We start from the raw sequence: 16659 nt of genomic DNA on the forward strand, positions 1-16659 counted from the left end.
GGCACCAACCGGTGCAACGACCCGCCGCGGGCGACGGTCACGGCGCGCGCCGCCGCTCAGGACAACCATCCGTGTACGCGCAGCCAGTCCCGGACCACGGCGGCCGTGCCGGCCGGGTCGCCCCGCAGGTCGTGCCGCTGTCCCGGCCGGACCACCACCTCGATCCCCGGGCCGGGTTCGGGCACGCCGAACGGGTCCCGGTCGCCGTTGACCACGAGCGTGGGCAGCCCGGTGAGCAGTTCCGCGGCCCGGGAGCGTTCCGGCCGGCCCGGCGGGTGCAGCGGGAACGCCAGCGCGACGACTCCGGCCGCCCCGACGGCGGCGGCGGTGCGGCAGGCCACCCGGGCGCCGCTGGACCGGCCGCCGACCACCCAGTCGCGCACCTGCGGGGCGCGCCGGCGAAGCTCGGCCAGCACCGCCGTCCACGCCTCGTCGAGGTGCCCGGCGGGAGCGGGCGCGCGCCGCCCGGCGACACGGTACGGCTGGGTCACCAGGGCCACCCCGGCCCCGGCGTCGCGCACCGCGTCCCGGACCGCCGTGAGGTCCGGCGCGTCCACGTCGCCGCCTGCCCCGTGGCCCAGCACCAGCACTGTCGCGCCGTCTGCGGGCGGGTGGAAGCGGAACCGGGCTCGTCCCCGGGGTGTGTCGATCTCGTCGTCGTGCCGCACCGGCCCATTCTGCGCGTGCCGGTCGGCCGGCGGCGCCGGGACGGGCCGAACCGGTCGTCGCCCGTGGCCCGCGGACGGGCCACGGGCGACGAGGGATCAGCTCAGCGGCACCAGGGTGAGCAGGCGGTCACGCACCGGCGGGCCGGCGTCGTCGATCGCGTCCGGATCGGGTTGCACCTCGCTGCGCCAGGCCACGAGCATGGCTCGGCGCTCGCGCGGCGTCGTGCCGCCCCAGACGCCGTGGCAGTCGCCCACCTCCAGCGCCCAGGCCAGGCAGGAGCCCTGGACGTCGCACGTGCGGCAGAGCGCCACCGCCGCGTCGGCCGGCTCGTTCGGCGCCGGGAAGAACGTCTCCGGATCGACGTTCTGACAGGTGCCTCTGGTGCGCCACGCCTCGTCCTGGCGTCGTTCGTGCAGAGCCCGCAGCAGTCGTGGGTCGCGCCGTGCCGCGGCGACCTCGTGCGGGCGGGGCATGCGTGCCCGTGTCAATACACCCACCTCCCCCGTGGGACCGGCAGAGATCTTTCAGCAAGATCGATGGGTGTCGTCGCCCCGTGCGAACCAACGCCCATCACCGGCGCTGTGTTCTATCGCATTCGCATACGTAAGGACAAGAGTCTTCAATGAAACTGACTGAACGTCCGGGCGACTTTTCCGGCGCAACCCCGGCAAACGGGGCGCGTCGATGTGGCGGAGCGTGATCAGAACAGGGTCGGCCCGGAGACCGCCTCCACGCCCTCCGGAGACACCCGCGCGATCAGCTCGGGACCATCGTTGCGGACGTCGCCGACCGCCCGGGAGACCGGGCGGATCTCCAGCCCGGCGAGCAGGCCGGCGTCGGGCGGCGCGAGCAACCCGGCCGGGTCGTCGGCGGGGCCGAGCCAATCCGCCCAGCGATCCGGCGCCAGCAGCAGCGGCATCCGGTCGTGCACCTCGGCCAGCTCGCCGACCGCAGCGGTGGTGAGCACGCTGAACGTGAGCCGGGCCACCCCGGCCGACTCCCACACCGACCAGATGCCGGCGAAGGCGAGCACCGAGCCGTCCCGGGGCGTCATGAAGTAGGGCTGCCGCCCGCCACCGGCGAGCCGGACCCACTCGTACCACCCGTCGGCCGGCACCAGGCACCGGCGCCGGGCGAACGACGGCGCGTACGCCCGGCTGGTCGCGACCGTCTCGGCCCGCGCGTTGATCATGCGGGCGGCGCCGGCGGCGCTGCGGGACCACCCCGGCAACAGCCCCCAGCGGCCCAGGGAGAGCAGCCGGTGCCCCTCCGGAGCGAGCCGGACCAGCGGCACCGGATCGGTCGGGGCGACGTTGAAGTCCGGCGCCACCCCGCCGGTCTCGTCAGCCGAGGAGAACAGCGCGCTCAGGTCACCGGCGCTCCGGGTCGTGGCGTACCTCCCGCACATGGCGCCCACGCTAGCCCCATCCGGACGTTTCGGCTGTCCCGCCCAACGGGAGCAGCGGCCACGGACGGTTCCACCGGGCCGGGAACTTGGCAGAATGTGACCGTGGGGAATCCGATCGCTACCCGTCAGCCGCAACCGTGGACCGCGCCGACCGCCAGCGACCCGGTCGCCGCGACACTGCGCCTGCCCGGCTCCAAGTCGATGACCGCCCGGGCCCTGGTGCTCGGCGCGCTGGCCAGCGGGCCGTCGACACTGGCCCGGCCGCTGCGCGCCCGGGACACCGAGCTGATGGCCGGCGGCCTGCGCGAGCTGGGCGCGCACATGTCCATCTCCGACGACGACCGCTGGCTGGTCCGCCCGCATCCGCTCGCCGGGCCGGCGCACGTCGACGTCGGCCTGGCCGGCACGGTGATGCGCTTCCTGCCGCCGGTGGCGGGGCTGGCCGCCGGCCGGGTCACGTTCGACGGCGACCCGCACGCCCGCACCCGCCCGCTCGGCCCGCTGATCGGCGCGCTGCGGGCGCTCGGCGTCCGCATCGACGCCCCGCCGACGGGCAGCCTGCCGCTCGTCGTGCTCGGCGCCGGGCAGGTGACCGGCGGCGACGTGGTCATCGACGCCTCCGCGTCCAGCCAGCTCGTCTCCGGGCTGCTGCTGGCCGCGCCCCGGTTCGACCGGGGCGTGGTGGTCCGGCACCAGGGTCCCCCGGTCCCGTCCGCGCCGCACCTGCGGATGACGGTGCAGATGCTGCGCGCCGCCGGCGCCGCGGTGGACGACACCACGCCGGACGTCTGGGCCGTCGAGCCGGGCCCGCTGTCCGGGCGGGGCTGGGAGATCGAACCCGACCTCTCCGGCGCCGCGCCGTTCTTCGCCGCCGCGCTGGTCACCGGCGGCGAGGTGACGTTGCAGGACTGGCCGCGCAGCAGCCTCCAGCCGGTCGAGCGGCTGCGGGAGCTGCTGCACCGGATGGGCGGCGAGGTGACGCTCGGCACCGACGGCCTGACCGTGCGGGGCACCGGCACGGTACGCGGGCTGGACGCCGACCTCTCCGACGTCGGCGAGCTGACCCCGGTGCTGACCGCGCTCACGCTGCTGGCCGACGGCCCGTCCCGGCTCACCGGCATCGGCCACATCCGGGGCCACGAGACCGACCGGGTCACCGCACTCGCCAAGGAGTTCACCGCGCTCGGCGCGGACATCACCGAGACCCCCGACGGGCTGGACATCCGGCCCCGCCCGCTGCGCGGCGGGACGTTCCGCACGTACGCCGACCACCGGATGGCGCACGCCGCGGCGGTGGCCGGGCTGGCCGTCCCCGGCATCGAGGTCGACGACGTGGCGTGCACCTCCAAGACCATGCCGGAGTTCCCGGCACTATGGTCGGGGATGGTGACCGGCAAGAACTGACAGCGGGGGGACGTCCTGGCGACGAAGCGGCGCGAGTACGACGAGGACGACGTCCGGGTCCGACCGGGCCGGTCGTCGCGGCCGCGTACGCGCACCCGCCCCCGGCACGCCGACGCCGTCGACGGGTTCGTCATCGCCGTCGACCGGGGCCGCTACACCTGCGTGCTGCCCGGGGCCGGGCCGGATGCCCCGCTCGTCACCGCCATGCGCGCCCGCGAGCTGGGACGCAAGTCGGTGGTGGTGGGTGACCGGGTGGGTCTGGTCGGGGACACCTCCGGCGCGCCGGGCGCGCTGGCCCGGATCGTGCGCATCGCCGAACGGACCTCGGTGCTGCGGCGTACCGCGGACGACGACGAGACCACCGCCGAGGGGCGGCTGGAACGGGTGGTGGTGGCGAACGCCGACCAGTTGGTGATCGTCAGCGCGCTCGCCGACCCGCCGCCGCGTACCGGGTTCATCGACCGCTGCCTGGTGGCCGCGTACGACGCCGACATCGAGCCGCTGCTCTGCCTCACCAAGGCCGACCTGGGTGGCCCGGAGGCGGTGCTCGGCTACTACACCGAGCTGGAGCTGCCGTACGTGCTGATCCGCCCGGACTCCGACCTGGCCGCGCTGCGGGCGCTGCTCGCCGGCCGGGTGTCGGTGATGGTGGGTCACTCCGGGGTGGGCAAGTCGACGCTGGTCAACCGCCTGGTCCCGGACGCCGAACGCGCGGTGGGCACGGTCAGCGCGATCGGCCGGGGCCGGCACACCTCGACCAGCGCGGTGGCGTTGCGGCTGCCCGCCGAGCCCGGCGCCGACGGCGACACCGGCTGGATCGTCGACACCCCGGGGGTGCGCAGCTTCGGGCTGGCCCACGTGTCCGCCGAGAGCCTGCTGCACGGCTTCCCGGACCTCGTCGAGGCGACGGTGGACTGCCCGGCCAACTGCCCGCACACCGCCGACGAGGCGGACTGCGCGCTGGACGCCTGGGTGGCCGCCGGGAAGGCGGACGCGCGCCGGCTCGCCTCGTACCGGCGGTTGCTGGCCTCCCGCAGCGGCGAGGGCGACCCGCGCGAGCCGGAGCGCAACCCCGGCGATCCGCTCGCCGGGTCCTGACCGGCGTCGCCGGCCGGGCCCACGGCGCCGGGCCTCGCCGGTACGCTGACCCACCATGATCGATCCCCGGCCGACCCCACGGCCTCTGCCCGCCGAGCGGGTGCTGGAGCTGGCCGCGCCGATGCTCACCGAGGTGGGTGGCGAGTGGCGGATGACCGACGGGCCGATGCTGCGGTCGGGATCGCTGGGCGTCCGGGTCCTTCCACCGGACAGCGACGACTACCGCCACCTGGACCTGGAGCTCCTGCTGAACGCGGACCGGCCGGACGTGCCGACGATCGTCGACTGCACGCTCGGCCTGGCGGCCGACCCGGTCGAGGCGGCCCGTCAGGCGATCGGGGCGTGGATCGAGACCTGCCTGGTGACGGTCCTGGAGATGATCGAGCAGCGAGGGCGGCTGGCGAGCCACTTCAGGTCGGGCGACAAGGGCGGGTTCGCCGGCTGGCATGCGATCGTCGGCGGCGTGACCGGATGGTCCGCCGACGGATCGCAGCACAAGCAGGAGTGGTTCGCCGAGGCGATGCCGTGGTCGACCCTGGCGCCGGTGATCGCGGCCGGGCTGGACCGTCCACATCTCAACGGCGTTCGCATGCTGGTCGGCCAGGGTGGTGACGTCACCGAGTGCGAGGTGCGGATCAACGGCCGGCGGCACGAGCCGTCCGCCGCCGCGCTCGCCGCTCTGGACTGGCCGCGCACCGACCGTTTCGGCCTGGCACGCACCTTCGTCCTCCTGGTCGGCCCCGACTGAGGCGGTGACAGCGCTCGGGTGACGCCCCGACGACCGACGGTCGTGGTCACGCCACTAGCGTGTCCGTCATGACCGGGTACGCCGACGATCTCGCCCTCGCCCACCTGCTCGCCGACGCCGCGGACGCGGTCTCCTCGGCCCGGTTCCGCGCGCTGGACCTGCGCGTCGAGTCGAAGCCGGACCTGACCCCGGTCTCCGACGCGGACACCGCCGTGGAGCGGGAGATCCGCGCGCTGCTGGCCACCCACCGTCCCGGCGACGGCCTGCTCGGCGAGGAGTACGGCGAGCAGCCGCCGGCCGGGCCGGACGGGCGGCGCTGGGTGATCGACCCGATCGACGGCACGAAGAACTTCGTCCGGGGCGTACCGGTCTGGGCCACGCTGATCGCGCTGCTGGAGCACGACCGGCCGGTGCTCGGCCTGGTCTCCGCCCCGGCGCTGGGCCGCCGCTGGTGGGGCGCGCTCGGCGCGGGCGCGTTCGCCGGCGCCGGACCGGCGGACGGCACGCCGATCCGGGTCTCCGGCGTCACCGCGCTCGGCGACGCGAGCATCTGCTACTCGTCGCTGACCGGGTGGGAGCAGGCCGGCCGGCTGGACGCGATCCTCCAGCTCATGCGGGACACCTGGCGCAGCCGCGCGTACGGCGACTTCTACGGTTACATGCTGCTGGCCGAGGGCGCGCTGGACGTGATGGTGGAGCCGGAGCTGTCGCTGTGGGACATCGCCGCGCTGGTGCCGATCGTCACCGAGGCGGGTGGCGTGATCACGGATCTGGCCGGCCGGCCGGCCCCGGCGGGCGCGGACTCCGCCGACATCAGCGCCGTGGCCAGCAACGGCGCGCTGCACGACGACATCCTGGCCCGGCTCGGCCGTCCAGCCGAGCGCTGAACCGGGAAGAGCCTCTATCCTCGCCAGGTGGTTTCCTCCGGTTGGTGCTTCCTGGCAGCGATGATCGTCGCGTACGGCTTCGCCAACCTTCTCCAGTCGGTCGCCGCGGCGCGGACAACCGTGCACCACACGTTCGACCCGGGGCTGCTGCTGCGCCTGGCCGGGCACCGGACGTACCTGATCGGCCTGACCTGCCAGGTGGTCGGCTTCGTGCTGGCGTTCCTGGCCCGCCGCGACCTGCCGCTGTTCCTGGTGCAGGCGAGCGTGGCGGCCGGGCTCGGGGTGACCGCCGTACTCGGCGTGCTGGTGCTCAAGTGGCGGTTGCCGGCCGCCGAGGTGGTGCTGCTGGTGCTGCTGTTCGCCGGCATCACCGCGCTGGTGCTGTCGGCCCAGCCGGCGCCGTCGCGGCAGCTCGGCACCGCCGGACTGGTCGGCCTGGCGGTGGCGGTGTTCGCGATCGCCGGGTCCGGGTTCTTCGCCGCCCGGCTGCACGGCGCGCTCGGGTCGGTGGTGCTCGGCTCACTGGCCGGGATGGCGTTCTCCGCCGCCGCGGTGGCGGCCCGCCCGCTCGCCTCGGCCGGATCGGTGGAGGCGTTCGTCCGCGACCCGCTGCTCTACCTGCTGATCGTCCACTCGGTCATCGGCCAGCTGCTGCTCGGCCTGGCCATGCAGCGCGGGTCGACCACGGCGGCGGTGGCCGCGATGGACGCCGCCGGGGCGGTGCCCGCGGCGATCGTCGGCCTGCTGCTGCTCAACGACAAGATCTGGCCCGGCCGGGAGTGGCTGGCCGGTCTGGGCTTCCTGGTCACGCTCGCGGCGGTGGTCGGCCTGACCCGGTACGCCGAACCGCAGCACCACCACGCCAGCGCCCGCCAGAAGGCGATCGTGGGCGCCGGGATGGTGCCGGTTCAGGCCGCCTCGACCGGTCCCCGTTCCGAGACGGCCACCTCGACCGGCGGCGTCACCTCGACCGGCGTCGGCTCGATCGGCGTGGCCGGGCGGCGACGCCCGATCACCCGCTCGTAGAGACGTTCCAGCGCGGCGGCGGTACGTTCCCAGGTGTAGCTGCACCGGACCCGGTCCACCGCGGCGTGCCCGTACGCGAACCGCCCGGCGTTGTCCGACAGCAGCCGGCGCAGCGTGACCCCGAGCGTGCGTACGTCACCGGGCGGCACCAGCTTGCCGGTCACCTCGTCCACCACCGCGTCGGCGATGCCGCCCATGGCGTAACCGACCACCGGCACGCCGCAGGCCATCGCCTCCAGCGACACCCGCCCGGCCGACGCGTAGTGCGGCGTGCAGGCCACCACGTCGGCGGAGCGGTACCAGGTCGCCATCTGGTCGTGCGGCACCGCGCCGACCAGCTTCACCTGCTCCGCCACCCCGGCCCGCTCGGCCAGCTCCCGCAGCCGGCGCGCCTCGGCGTGCCCGTCCAGCCGCTCGGCCGGCGGGCCGCCGGCGATCACCAGCTCCGCGTCGCCGACCAGCCGCATCGCCCGGATCAGGTCGTCCTGCCCGTGTCCGGGGGCGAGCCCGCCGACGGAGAGGATCCGGGCCCGCTGGTCGCGGGGCGCCGCCTCGCCGTCCGGATGGAACTGGCCGGTGTCCACCCCGGTCGGCACCATCGCCACCGACGTGCGCTGCAGGCCCATCCGGGTCAGCTCGTCCACCTCGTCGTTGCACTGGGCCACCGCCACGTCCACCGCCCGGGTCAGCGCCCGTTCCAGCGGGATGCGCTCGCCCGGGCCGCCGTACCGGGGCCCGAGGTGCCGCAGTTGCTCCACGCCGAGCGAGTGGAACGTCTGCACCACCGGGATGTCCGTGGCGCGTACCGCGTGGGCGGCGGCCAGCCCGCCGACCCAGTAGTGGCCGTGCACCACGTCGGGGGTCCAGTCACCGGCCCACTGCCCGGCCAGCCAGCGGCCGTACTCGGCGACGAAGGGCACCAGCTCGGCGGTGGAGAGCACGTCGGGCGGGCCGACCGGCACACGTTCCACCCGGTAGCCGTCGAGTTCGGTCAGGGCGGGCTGGGCGGCGGCGGCACGGCGCTCGTACACGCGGACGTCATGGCCCCGGGCGGCGAGCTCCGCCGCCACGCGCGCAATGTGCTCCTGCGTCCCGACGGTGGGACCGTCGGTGGACGAGCCGGCGTGCGCGCATACAAGGCCGACGCGCATGGTGCACCTCCATGCGTTTCTCGCGTAGCGGGGTCTCCGGTCAGAGCGTCCCATTAACCCAGGTCCGGCGCGCCCAAACCTGGCAGATCGGGGTCACCGGGCCACCGCTGTCCCGCGAGCGGGACGGCCGACCGAACCCGATCACCGTCGAAATCGGTCGGCATGACCGGGCGGCCCGGGGGTACCGCCGGAGAATGCCGCTAACCCGCAGCCTCTCCGACGCAACGGTCGTCATCACCGGCGCCTCCAGCGGGATCGGCGCGGCGACCGCGTACGCGCTGGCCCAGCGGGGCGCCGACGTGGTGCTCGCCGCCCGGACCGGGTCGGCGCTGCGCCGGGTGGCGGCGAGCTGCCGGGAACTGGGCGGACGGGCCCTGGTGGTGCCCACCGACGTGACCGACCCGGAGGCGGTGGAGCAGCTCGCGGCGCGGGCGGTGGCCGAGTTCGGCCGGATCGACGCCTGGGTCAACAACGCGGCGGTCGGCACCGTGGGACTGTTCGACGAGATCCCGGTGGCCGAGTTCCGCCGGGTGGTGGACGTGAACCTGCTGGGGGCCGTGTACGGGACACGCGCGGCGCTGCCCTGGCTGACCGCCGCCGGTGGCGGGGTGCTGGTCAACAACGCCTCGGTGCTGGCCGAGGTGGCGATGCCGTACCAGTCGGCGTACAACGCCACGAAGCACGCGATCCGCGGCCTGGCCGACACGGTCCGGCAGGAGCTGCGGGTGACCGGGCGGGGCAACATCTCGATCTGCACGGTGCTGCCGGCCACCATCGACACGCCGTTCTTCCGGCACGCGGCCAACCACACCGGCCGGGAACTGACCCCGCCACCGCCGGTGTACCCGCCGGAGATGGTCGCCGAGACGATCGTGAAACTGCTGCGCCGGCCCCGGCGGGAGGCGTACGCGGGCGGCGCGGCCCGGCTGATCGGGCTCCAGTGGCGGCTCGCCCCGGCGCTGGCCGAGCGGGTGATGGGCTGGTACACCGCGCGCACCCAGTTCGGGCCCGGCGTACGCGCCGACTCCACCGGCGCCGTCTTCACCCCCGGCGCGGCGGCGGAGCGGACCGACGGCTGGTCCGGGCGGCGGGGTCAGTTGCTGCGGCTCACCGCGGCCGTCGGTCTGGCGGCCGGCACCGCTGTCGGCACGGCGGCGGCGATCAGCCGCCGGTCCCGGACGGGCCGGCCGTGAGTCCCGCCGACCGGACCGGTGCGCGGGCGGCGGCCGAGGTGCACAATGGGGCGATCATGCCGACGGATGCGCGTTGCCTGGTGGAGACCGACGATTCCTCCGCGAGAGTCCGGCTGACCGGCGTGCTCGACCGGGCCGAGGTGGAGGCCGTGCGGGACGCGCTGCTGGCCCGGCTGTGGCAGCGCCCCGGCCTGCTGCTCGTGGACCTGTCCGGGGTGCGTATCGCCGACCCGCTGGCCCGCGACGCGCTGGACGAGGTCTGCCGGGCGGTGTCCGACTGGCCGGCCAGCGAGATGCTGCTCGACCCGGAAGCCACGCCGCCGGACCCGCCGCCGGACCCGCTCGGCGTCGAACTGCCCCCGGTGGTCGAGGCCGCGCGCGAGGCACGGTCGCTGGTCTCCGCCGGGTGCCTCCGGTGGGGCCTGCCGGAGCTGGTCGAACCGGCCTGCATCGCGGTCACCGAGATGGTCAACAACGTGGTGGCGCACGCGCTGACCCCGATGACGCTCCGGCTGGCGCCGCGCGGCAACGCGCTGCACGTGGCCGTCCGCGACCACTCGGCCGGGCAGCCCGCGTACGCGGGTCCGGCGGCGGCGGACGCGCTGGGCGGGCGCGGGCTGCTGCTCATCGACACGGTGGCCCGGCGCTGGGGCAGCACTCCGCTGCCCGACGGCAAGGTGGTGTGGTGCGTGCTGTACGTCGAGGACGAGGCGGCGGTCCGCAACTGAGGCGCCCTTTCGCCCTGTTGCTCCCGATCCACCCGGCCGGTTGCGGTTAGGGCGGGGAGCGCAGTGGGTAGTTCCCGAGCATGCGCGACGACGAGTACCCCACCCCCGTGTCCGATCCCGAGGCGGCGGGCCTGCCCGACACCGCCGACGACGACTCCACCGCCAACGACGACGTGCTGACCGGGCGCGAGGCGGACGGCCCCGAGCCGGCCCAGCTCCCCGGCGACCGCACGCCGGTCGCGGTGGACGAGTTCGGCACCACGGCGGAGGAGCAGCTCGACGGCGAGTCGCTGGACTACAAGCTCCAGCGCGAGCAGTACGAGCGTCCCGCCGACGACCCGCTGGCCGGCCCGGTCGACCCGGACATCGCCGCCGAGGCGGACAGCGAGGAGGCCGCCGCGCAGGCCCAGCTCGACGCCGACGTGATCGACCCGGGCCCGGTATCCGACCCGGACTCCCCCGTCTCCGTGTACGACCACGGTCAGCTCGGCACCGTCGCCGACCACCAGGTGGGCCGGCTGGTCGAGCCGGACGAGGGCGCGCACACCGACCAGGAGACCGACAACGTCGCCTACGACGCGGGCGCGGCCGGTGGCGGGGCCAGCGCGGAGGAGCTGGCGGTGCACGAGACCCGCCCGCCGGACGCCCGCTAGCTAGCCGTCCAGGCCCCGCTCGATGGCGTACCGGGTCAGCTCGACCCGGTTGTGCAACTGGAGCTTGCCCAGGGTGTTCTGCACGTGGTTCTGCACGGTCCGGTGGGACAGGCCCAGCCGGTCGGCGATCTGCTTGTAGGACAGCCCCTTGGCGACCAGGCGCAGCACCTCGGTCTCCCGCTCGGTGAGCCGGGGTGCGTCGTCGTCCGGGGCGGGCGGCGCCGCGGCCAGCCGCCGGTACTCCCCCAGCACCAGCCCGGCCAGGCCCGGCGTGAACACCGGCTCGCCGGCCGCCGTGCGGCGCACCGCGTCCAGGAACTCCGCCGGGGCGGCCGACTTGACCAGGTAGCCGGTGGCGCCGGCCTTGACCGCGTCCAGCACGCCCTGCGGCTCGCCGCTGGCCGAGAGCATCAGCACCCGCACCTCGGGCAACGCCGCGCGCAGCCCCCGGATCACCTCGACGCCGGAGATGTCCGGCAGCTGGAGGTCGAGCACGACCAGGTCGGGGCGGGCCGCCGCGGCCACCCGTACCGCCTGCCGCCCCTCGCCGCTGGTCGCCACCACCTGGTGACCCGCCTCGGTGAGGTCGCGGGCCACGCCCTCGCGCCACATCGGGTGGTCGTCGACCACCATCACCCGGATGCTCACCCGCGGCTCCTCGGCACGATCAGCTCGATCTCGGTGCCGGCGCCCGGCGCGGACGCGATCCGCACCTCGCCGCCCAGGTCGGCCACCCGGCCCCGGATGGACTGCGCCACCCCGAGCCGCCCCTGCGCGGCGGCCTCCGCCAGCCGCCCGTCCGGGATGCCCGGCCCCTCGTCGCGTACCGAGACGGTCACCGTCTCCTCCTCGTCCTCGATCAGCACCCAGGCCCGGCCACCGGCGTGCCGGGCCACGTTGTCCAGCGCCGCGCCGACCGCCGCGCCCAGCTCACCGGCGGTCCGCGCGGGCAGCGGCACCGGGGTGGCGGGCGCGGACACCACGACGGTGGCCGAGGCGTACCTGTCGATCAGGTCGCGCAGGTCCTGCTCGGCCCCGGCCGGGTCCGGCGGCGCGCCCGCCCGGCCGATGAGCGCCCGCAGCGCGGCCTCCTGCTCGCCGGCCAGCCGGGCCAGCTCGGCCGCCTCGCCGTCCAGGTCCGCGCCGCGCCGCCGGACCAGCGCGAGCACCTGGAGCACGGAGTCGTGGATGTCGCGGGCCAGCCGCTCCCGTTCCCGGGCCGCCGCCTCCAGTTCCACCGCCCGCTGCAACCGCTCCTCCGCCTGCACCGCCAGCCGCGCCACGTGCCCGACCACCACACCGGCGAGCAACATCAGGATCGCCCCGGTCAGCGCGGACGGGCTGATCCGGTCCCGGGTGGCGAGGTCGGCGCCGCCGAGCACCAGCGCGGCCACCGCGCCGCGCCGCCGCCCGCCGGAGACCGCCCAGGCGAGCACCGGCCCGGCCAGCCAGGCGGCGGTCAGCATCGGCACGCCGGCGGCGAGCGCCGCGCGCCCGACCACCCAGGGCGTGACCAGGATGATCGCCAGCACCACGCCGAGGTCGGCCAGCAGCAGCGGCCAGCGCCGCCCGGCCGGGCGGCCGTAGCCGGCCGCCGTCACGCCGCTCCAGGCCAGCATCGCCAGCAGGACGCCGCCCGCGGCGACCGGGTGCGCGTAGCGGTCCGCGTCGCGCAGCACGACCAGCCCGACGTACGCGAGCGCGGCGAACCGGAACACCGCGATGGAGCGCCAGAACGGGCCCTCGAGGCCGGAGGACGACGGCATGTGCGTCACCCTGTCACAGCCGGACGAGGGGACCCCGGCCGGTGCGGCCTGAGAAACCCTGACGTACGGTTGAAATGCCGCGAAAGTCGTCGAGAGCCATCGTCGGGACGGGGTCATGACAGACGCAGAACTCCCCGCACCGCGTACGGTTGTGCCCATCGAACCTTCCCTCCTTCTCGCCACGGCCTTCGGTCAGGCGCAGGTGACCGAGCTGCGGCACTCGGTGACCTCCTGCGCGCAGGACTCCGGCCTGTCCGGTCAACGGCTGGACGACTTCGTGCTGGCGGTCAACGAGCTGATCACCAACGCGGTGCGGCACGGCGGCGGGCAGGGCTGGTTGCGACTCTGGCAGCGCGACGGCGAGCTGGTCTGCCAGGTCGCCGACCACGGGCCCGGGATCAGCGAGCGGCGGCTGCGCGACCGTGACCGGCCGGCGCCGGACACCGCCGGCGGCTGGGGCCTCTGGCTGGCCCGGGAGCTGAGCGACACGATGGAGGTGGAGACCGGCGACGCCGGCACCGTCGTCCGGATCACCGCCGCGCTCGCCACCGTCAGGCGAACAGGGCGCTGACCGACTCCCCGTTGTGGATCCGCCGCATCGCCTCGGCCAGAGCCGGCGCCACCGACAGCACCTCCAGCTTCGGCACCCGCTTCTCCGCCGGGATCGGCACGGTGTTGGTGCAGACGATCTCCAGTACGCCCTCCTGCGCGCTGAGCCGCTCCAGCGCCCCGCTGGAGAACAGGCCGTGCGTACAGGCCAGCCGGATCGAACGGACCCGCCGCTCGCGCAGGTGCGAGATCAGCTCGATCACGGTGCTGCCCTTGGCGATCTCGTCGTCCAGCACGATCACGTCCCGGTCCGTCACGTCGCCGATGATCGTGCTGATCTGCACCCGGTCGTCGCTGAAGCGCTGCTTCGCGCCGGCCGCCACCGGCGTACCCAGCATCCGGGCGAACGCGGCGGCCTCCTTGGCGTTGCCCAGGTCCGGCGAGACCACCACCGCGTTGCCCAGGTCGTGCCCCTTGAAGTGGGCGGCCAGCTCCCGCAGCGCGTGCAGGTGGTCCACCGGGACGCTGAAGAAGCCGTGCACCTGCGGCGAGTGCAGCGTCATGGCCAGCACCCGGTGCGCGCCGGCGGAGGTGAGCAGGTCGGCGACGAGCCGGCCGCCGATGGAGATGCGCGGCGCGTCCTTCTTGTCCGACCGGGCGTACGCGTAGTGCGGCAGCACCACTGTGATCCGGGCGGCCGACGCGCCCCGGGCCGCGTCGATCATGAGCAGCAGCTCGACCAGGTGCTCCTGCACCGGCGGCACCAGCGGCTGGATGAGGAAGACGTCGCGCTCCCGGCAGTTCGCCTGCAACTGCACCTCCAGGCAGTCGTTGGCGAACCGGGACACCCGCACCGGATGCAACGGGACGTGGAGGTGGGCGCAGATCTCGGCGGCGAGGACCGGATGGGCCGACCCGCTGAACACGGCAATGTCACGCACGTCTGATGATCGTACGGGCCGCCGGGAGGAGACGGTGGACACTCGCGGCGGGTACGGTGCTGCCGTGACCGCAGAGTTCGTCGCCGCCATCGACCAGGGCACCACGTCGTCGCGCTGCATCGTCTTCGACCGGGCCGGCGAGATCGTCGCCGTGGCCCAGCGCGAGCACCGGCAGATCTTCCCCCGGCCCGGCTGGGTGGAACACGACGCCGAGGAGATCTGGACGAACGTCGAGCACGTGGTCCGCGAGGCGCTGGCCAGCGCCGACATCGGCACCGAGTCGCTGGCCGCGGTGGGCATCACCAACCAGCGGGAGACCACTGTGGTGTGGGACCGGGAGACCGGCCGCCCGGTGGCGAACGCGATCGTCTGGCAGGACACCCGCACCGGCCCGCTGCTGCGGGAGCTGACCGAGACGTACGACCAGGAGCGGCTGCGGGCCCGCACCGGCCTGACCCCGGCCACCTACTTCGCCGGGCCGAAGCTGCGCTGGCTGCTCGACCACGTCGACGGGCTGCGCGAGCGGGCCGAGCGCGGCGAGGTGCTGTTCGGCACCATGGACAGCTGGCTGATCTGGAAGCTGACCGGCCGGCACGTCACCGACGTGACGAACGCCAGCCGCACCATGCTGATGGACCTGGAGACGCTCGACTGGGACCCGGAGCTGCTCGACGCGCTGCGCGTCCCGGCCGCCGTGCTGCCCGAGATCCGCAGCTCGGCCGAGGTGTACGGCACCGCCCAGGGGGTGCTGGCCGGGGTGCCGGTGGCGAGCGCGCTCGGCGACCAGCAGGCCGCGTTGTTCGGGCAGACCTGCTTCCAGCCCGGCGAGGCCAAGTGCACCTACGGCACCGGCAGCTTCCTGCTGCTCAACACCGGGGCCAGCCCGGTGCCGTCGCGGCACGGCCTGCTCACCACCGTGGCGTACCGGATCGAGGGCCAGCCCGCCGTGTACGCGCTGGAGGGTGCCATCGCGGTCACCGGCTCGCTGGTGCAGTGGCTGCGCGACAACCTCGGCCTGATCTCCTCCGCCCCGCAGGTCGAGGAGCTGGCCCGCACCGTCGACGACAACGGCGGCTGCTACGTGGTGCCGGCCTTCTCCGGCCTGTTCGCCCCGCACTGGCGCAGCGACGCCCGGGGCGTGATCGCCGGGCTGACCGGCTACATCACCAAGGGGCATCTGGCCCGCGCGGTGCTGGAGGCGTCCGCGTTCCAGACCCGCGAGGTGGTCGACGCGATGAACGCCGACTCCGACGTGGCTCTGCGCCGGCTGCGGGTCGACGGCGGGATGACCGGCAACGAGCTGCTCATGCAGTTCCTCGCCGATGTGCTGGCCGTGCCGGTCGTACGGTCCCGGATCACCGAGACGACGTGCCTCGGCGCCGCGTACGCCGCCGGCCTGGCCGTCGGGTTCTGGCCGGACCTGGCCACGCTGCGCGAGAAGTGGCGTTCGGACGCGCAGTGGGAGTCGACGATGGACCCGGCGCACCGGGAGCGTGAGCTGCGTCAGTGGCACAAGGCGGTCCAGCGCACGCTCGACTGGGCCGAGTGAGCGTCAGTCCCAGCGGTTGCCGGTGAGTTTCTCGTACACCTCGACGTAGCGGGCCCGGGTCGCCTCGATCACCTCGGCCGGCACCTCCGGTGCGGGCGGCTGCTTGTCCCAGCCGCTGGATGTGGCCCAGTCCCGCACGTACTGCTTGTCGTAGGAGAACTGGGCGCGGCCCGGCTGGTACGACTCGGCCGGCCAGAACCGGGACGAGTCGGAGGTGAGCACCTCGTCGCCGAGAACCAGCGTGCCGTCCGCCGCCCAGCCCAGCTCCAGCTTCGTGTCCGCGATCAGGATGCCCCGCTCGGCGGCGATCTCCGCGCCGCGCCGGTAGACGTCGATGGTGATCTGCCGCAGCCGCTCCGCGACCTCCGGGCCGACCTTGTCGACCACCTGCTCGTACGTGATCGGCTCGTCGTGCTCGCCCTTCGGCGCCTTCGTCGACGGCGTGAAGATCGGCTCGGGCAGGATCGACGCCTCGACCAGGCCGCGCGGCAGCGGCACCCCGGAGACCGAGCCGGTGCGCTGGTACTCGGCGAAGCCGCCGCCGGTCAGGTAGCCCCGGGCCACGCACTCGACCGGCACCATGTCCAGCCGGCGGCAGCGGATCGCCCGGCCGGCGAACTCCGCCGGCACGTCCGTCGCCGAGATCACGTGGTTCGGCACCAGGTCGGACAGCTGCTCGAACCACCACAGCGACAGCGCGGTGAGCAGGCGGCCCTTGTCCGGGATCGGGGTCGGCAGCACCACGTCGTAGATGGAGACGCGGTCGGTGGCGACCAGGATCAGGTCCTCGCCGTCGGCGTAGACGTCCCGGACCTTGCCCGAATGCAGAAGTTCCACGGCGCTAGTACACCATGACCGGCGGGGGCCGCCCGGCGCGCCCACCGGAGGT

The 16659-nt window shown here is 74.7% G+C and carries 18 protein-coding genes; 10 read left to right on the plus strand and 8 right to left on the minus strand.

Annotation, left to right across the window (positions count from 1 at the left end; translation table 11 throughout):
- Nucleotides 1-56 precede the first annotated feature (56 nt).
- The 3 genes from HA073_RS22155 to HA073_RS22165 all read right to left on the minus strand — a co-directional run bounded on the left by HA073_RS22155 (nt 57) and on the right by HA073_RS22165 (nt 2077).
- Entirely contained in the window at nt 57-668 is a 612-nt protein-coding gene (locus tag HA073_RS22155) for an alpha/beta family hydrolase (RefSeq protein ID WP_069087350.1), read from the minus strand.
- Between the two features lie 96 nt (nt 669-764).
- Nucleotides 765-1157 carry a WhiB family transcriptional regulator gene (locus HA073_RS22160; RefSeq protein WP_030503699.1) on the minus strand — a complete coding sequence of 131 codons (393 nt, stop codon included), beginning with the start codon at nt 1155-1157 and terminating at the stop codon, nt 765-767.
- Between the two features lie 212 nt (nt 1158-1369).
- Complete coding sequence (locus HA073_RS22165) at nt 1370-2077, minus strand: SOS response-associated peptidase (RefSeq protein WP_104114250.1); 708 nt, start codon at nt 2075-2077, stop codon at nt 1370-1372.
- A gap of 102 nt (nt 2078-2179) precedes the next feature.
- Here HA073_RS22165 and aroA point away from each other — a divergent pair, with 102 nt between their 5' ends.
- The 5 genes from aroA to HA073_RS22190 all read left to right on the plus strand — a co-directional run bounded on the left by aroA (nt 2180) and on the right by HA073_RS22190 (nt 7240).
- Nucleotides 2180-3481, plus strand: a complete 1302-nt coding sequence (gene aroA, locus HA073_RS22170) for a 3-phosphoshikimate 1-carboxyvinyltransferase (protein ID WP_064447938.1) — start codon at nt 2180-2182, stop codon at nt 3479-3481.
- Nucleotides 3482-3685: 204 nt separating this feature from the next.
- Nucleotides 3686-4579, plus strand: coding sequence for a ribosome small subunit-dependent GTPase A (rsgA, locus tag HA073_RS22175; RefSeq protein WP_205798140.1), 894 nt, complete (start codon nt 3686-3688; stop codon nt 4577-4579).
- Nucleotides 4580-4634: 55 nt separating this feature from the next.
- Nucleotides 4635-5327 (plus strand): DUF6348 family protein, encoded by a 693-nt coding sequence (locus HA073_RS22180; RefSeq protein ID WP_166457200.1) that lies wholly within the window; start codon nt 4635-4637, stop codon nt 5325-5327.
- A 68-nt stretch (nt 5328-5395) separates the two neighbouring features.
- Entirely contained in the window at nt 5396-6214 is an 819-nt protein-coding gene (gene hisN, locus HA073_RS22185) for a histidinol-phosphatase (RefSeq protein WP_064447890.1), read from the plus strand.
- A gap of 60 nt (nt 6215-6274) precedes the next feature.
- Nucleotides 6275-7240, plus strand: coding sequence for a hypothetical protein (locus HA073_RS22190; protein WP_176722743.1), 966 nt, complete (start codon nt 6275-6277; stop codon nt 7238-7240).
- Here the strand turns inward: HA073_RS22190 and HA073_RS22195 are convergent.
- Nucleotides 7123-8391, minus strand: a complete 1269-nt coding sequence (locus HA073_RS22195; protein WP_064447891.1) for a glycosyltransferase — start codon at nt 8389-8391, stop codon at nt 7123-7125. The two genes, HA073_RS22190 and HA073_RS22195, sit on opposite strands and share 118 nt — an antisense overlap.
- Nucleotides 8392-8585: 194 nt before the next feature.
- Here HA073_RS22195 and HA073_RS22200 point away from each other — a divergent pair, with 194 nt between their 5' ends.
- From HA073_RS22200 to HA073_RS22210, 3 genes are all read left to right on the plus strand, one after another.
- A complete protein-coding gene (locus HA073_RS22200) occupies nt 8586-9584 on the plus strand; it encodes an SDR family oxidoreductase (RefSeq protein ID WP_043328486.1) in 999 nt (332 codons plus the stop codon).
- 56 nt (nt 9585-9640) lie between these two features.
- Entirely contained in the window at nt 9641-10312 is a 672-nt protein-coding gene (locus HA073_RS22205) for an ATP-binding protein (protein ID WP_082931095.1), read from the plus strand.
- Nucleotides 10313-10392: 80 nt separating this feature from the next.
- Nucleotides 10393-10965: a DUF5709 domain-containing protein gene (locus HA073_RS22210; RefSeq protein WP_043328485.1), complete on the plus strand. Its 573-nt coding sequence runs from the start codon at nt 10393-10395 to the stop codon at nt 10963-10965.
- Here the strand turns inward: HA073_RS22210 and HA073_RS22215 are convergent, their stop codons facing one another.
- Both HA073_RS22215 and macS read right to left on the minus strand, forming a co-directional pair.
- Nucleotides 10966-11598, minus strand: coding sequence for a response regulator transcription factor (locus tag HA073_RS22215; protein ID WP_176722742.1), 633 nt, complete (start codon nt 11596-11598; stop codon nt 10966-10968).
- 11 nt (nt 11599-11609) lie between these two features.
- Nucleotides 11610-12731: a MacS family sensor histidine kinase gene (macS, locus tag HA073_RS22220; protein WP_166457201.1), complete on the minus strand. Its 1122-nt coding sequence runs from the start codon at nt 12729-12731 to the stop codon at nt 11610-11612.
- A gap of 115 nt (nt 12732-12846) precedes the next feature.
- Between macS and HA073_RS22225 the strand changes: the two genes are divergently transcribed.
- The gene (locus tag HA073_RS22225; RefSeq protein ID WP_043328481.1) at nt 12847-13302 is read left to right on the plus strand and encodes an ATP-binding protein; all 456 of its coding nucleotides are present in this window, start codon (nt 12847-12849) and stop codon (nt 13300-13302) included.
- Here the strand turns inward: HA073_RS22225 and HA073_RS22230 are convergent.
- On the minus strand, nt 13283-14221 hold the full coding sequence (locus HA073_RS22230) for a ribose-phosphate pyrophosphokinase (protein WP_064447893.1): 939 nt from the start codon (nt 14219-14221) through the stop codon (nt 13283-13285). The genes HA073_RS22225 and HA073_RS22230 overlap by 20 nt on opposite strands.
- 64 nt (nt 14222-14285) lie before the next feature.
- Here HA073_RS22230 and glpK point away from each other — a divergent pair, with 64 nt between their 5' ends.
- Nucleotides 14286-15770 (plus strand): glycerol kinase GlpK, encoded by a 1485-nt coding sequence (glpK, locus tag HA073_RS22235; protein WP_210871750.1) that lies wholly within the window; start codon nt 14286-14288, stop codon nt 15768-15770.
- Between the two features lie 3 nt (nt 15771-15773).
- On the opposite strand, the gene HA073_RS22240 is transcribed toward glpK, so the two are convergent.
- The gene (locus HA073_RS22240; protein WP_043328477.1) at nt 15774-16607 is read right to left on the minus strand and encodes a phosphoribosylaminoimidazolesuccinocarboxamide synthase; all 834 of its coding nucleotides are present in this window, start codon (nt 16605-16607) and stop codon (nt 15774-15776) included.
- Nucleotides 16608-16659 lie beyond the last annotated feature (52 nt).

Origin of the sequence: Micromonospora sp. CMU55-4, from assembly GCF_011602315.1 — a bacterium.
In the GTDB taxonomy this organism is placed as follows: domain Bacteria; phylum Actinomycetota; class Actinomycetes; order Mycobacteriales; family Micromonosporaceae; genus Micromonospora; species Micromonospora chalcea.

Excerpts from the sequence above, each read along its gene's own strand:
- HA073_RS22165 (WP_104114250.1), bottom strand. The coding sequence starts at position 2,077 with ATGTGCGGGAGGTACGCCACGACCCGGAGCGCCGGTGACCTGAGCGCG.
- rsgA (WP_205798140.1), top strand. The coding sequence starts at position 3,686 with ATGCGCGCCCGCGAGCTGGGACGCAAGTCGGTGGTGGTGGGTGACCGG.
- HA073_RS22180 (WP_166457200.1), top strand. The coding sequence starts at position 4,635 with ATGATCGATCCCCGGCCGACCCCACGGCCTCTGCCCGCCGAGCGGGTG.
- hisN (WP_064447890.1), top strand. The coding sequence starts at position 5,396 with ATGACCGGGTACGCCGACGATCTCGCCCTCGCCCACCTGCTCGCCGAC.
- HA073_RS22190 (WP_176722743.1), top strand. The coding sequence starts at position 6,275 with ATGATCGTCGCGTACGGCTTCGCCAACCTTCTCCAGTCGGTCGCCGCG.
- HA073_RS22195 (WP_064447891.1), bottom strand. The coding sequence starts at position 8,391 with ATGCGCGTCGGCCTTGTATGCGCGCACGCCGGCTCGTCCACCGACGGT.
- HA073_RS22200 (WP_043328486.1), top strand. The coding sequence starts at position 8,586 with ATGCCGCTAACCCGCAGCCTCTCCGACGCAACGGTCGTCATCACCGGC.
- HA073_RS22205 (WP_082931095.1), top strand. The coding sequence starts at position 9,641 with ATGCCGACGGATGCGCGTTGCCTGGTGGAGACCGACGATTCCTCCGCG.
- HA073_RS22210 (WP_043328485.1), top strand. The coding sequence starts at position 10,393 with ATGCGCGACGACGAGTACCCCACCCCCGTGTCCGATCCCGAGGCGGCG.
- HA073_RS22215 (WP_176722742.1), bottom strand. The coding sequence starts at position 11,598 with ATGGTGGTCGACGACCACCCGATGTGGCGCGAGGGCGTGGCCCGCGAC.
- macS (WP_166457201.1), bottom strand. The coding sequence starts at position 12,731 with ATGCCGTCGTCCTCCGGCCTCGAGGGCCCGTTCTGGCGCTCCATCGCG.
- HA073_RS22225 (WP_043328481.1), top strand. The coding sequence starts at position 12,847 with ATGACAGACGCAGAACTCCCCGCACCGCGTACGGTTGTGCCCATCGAA.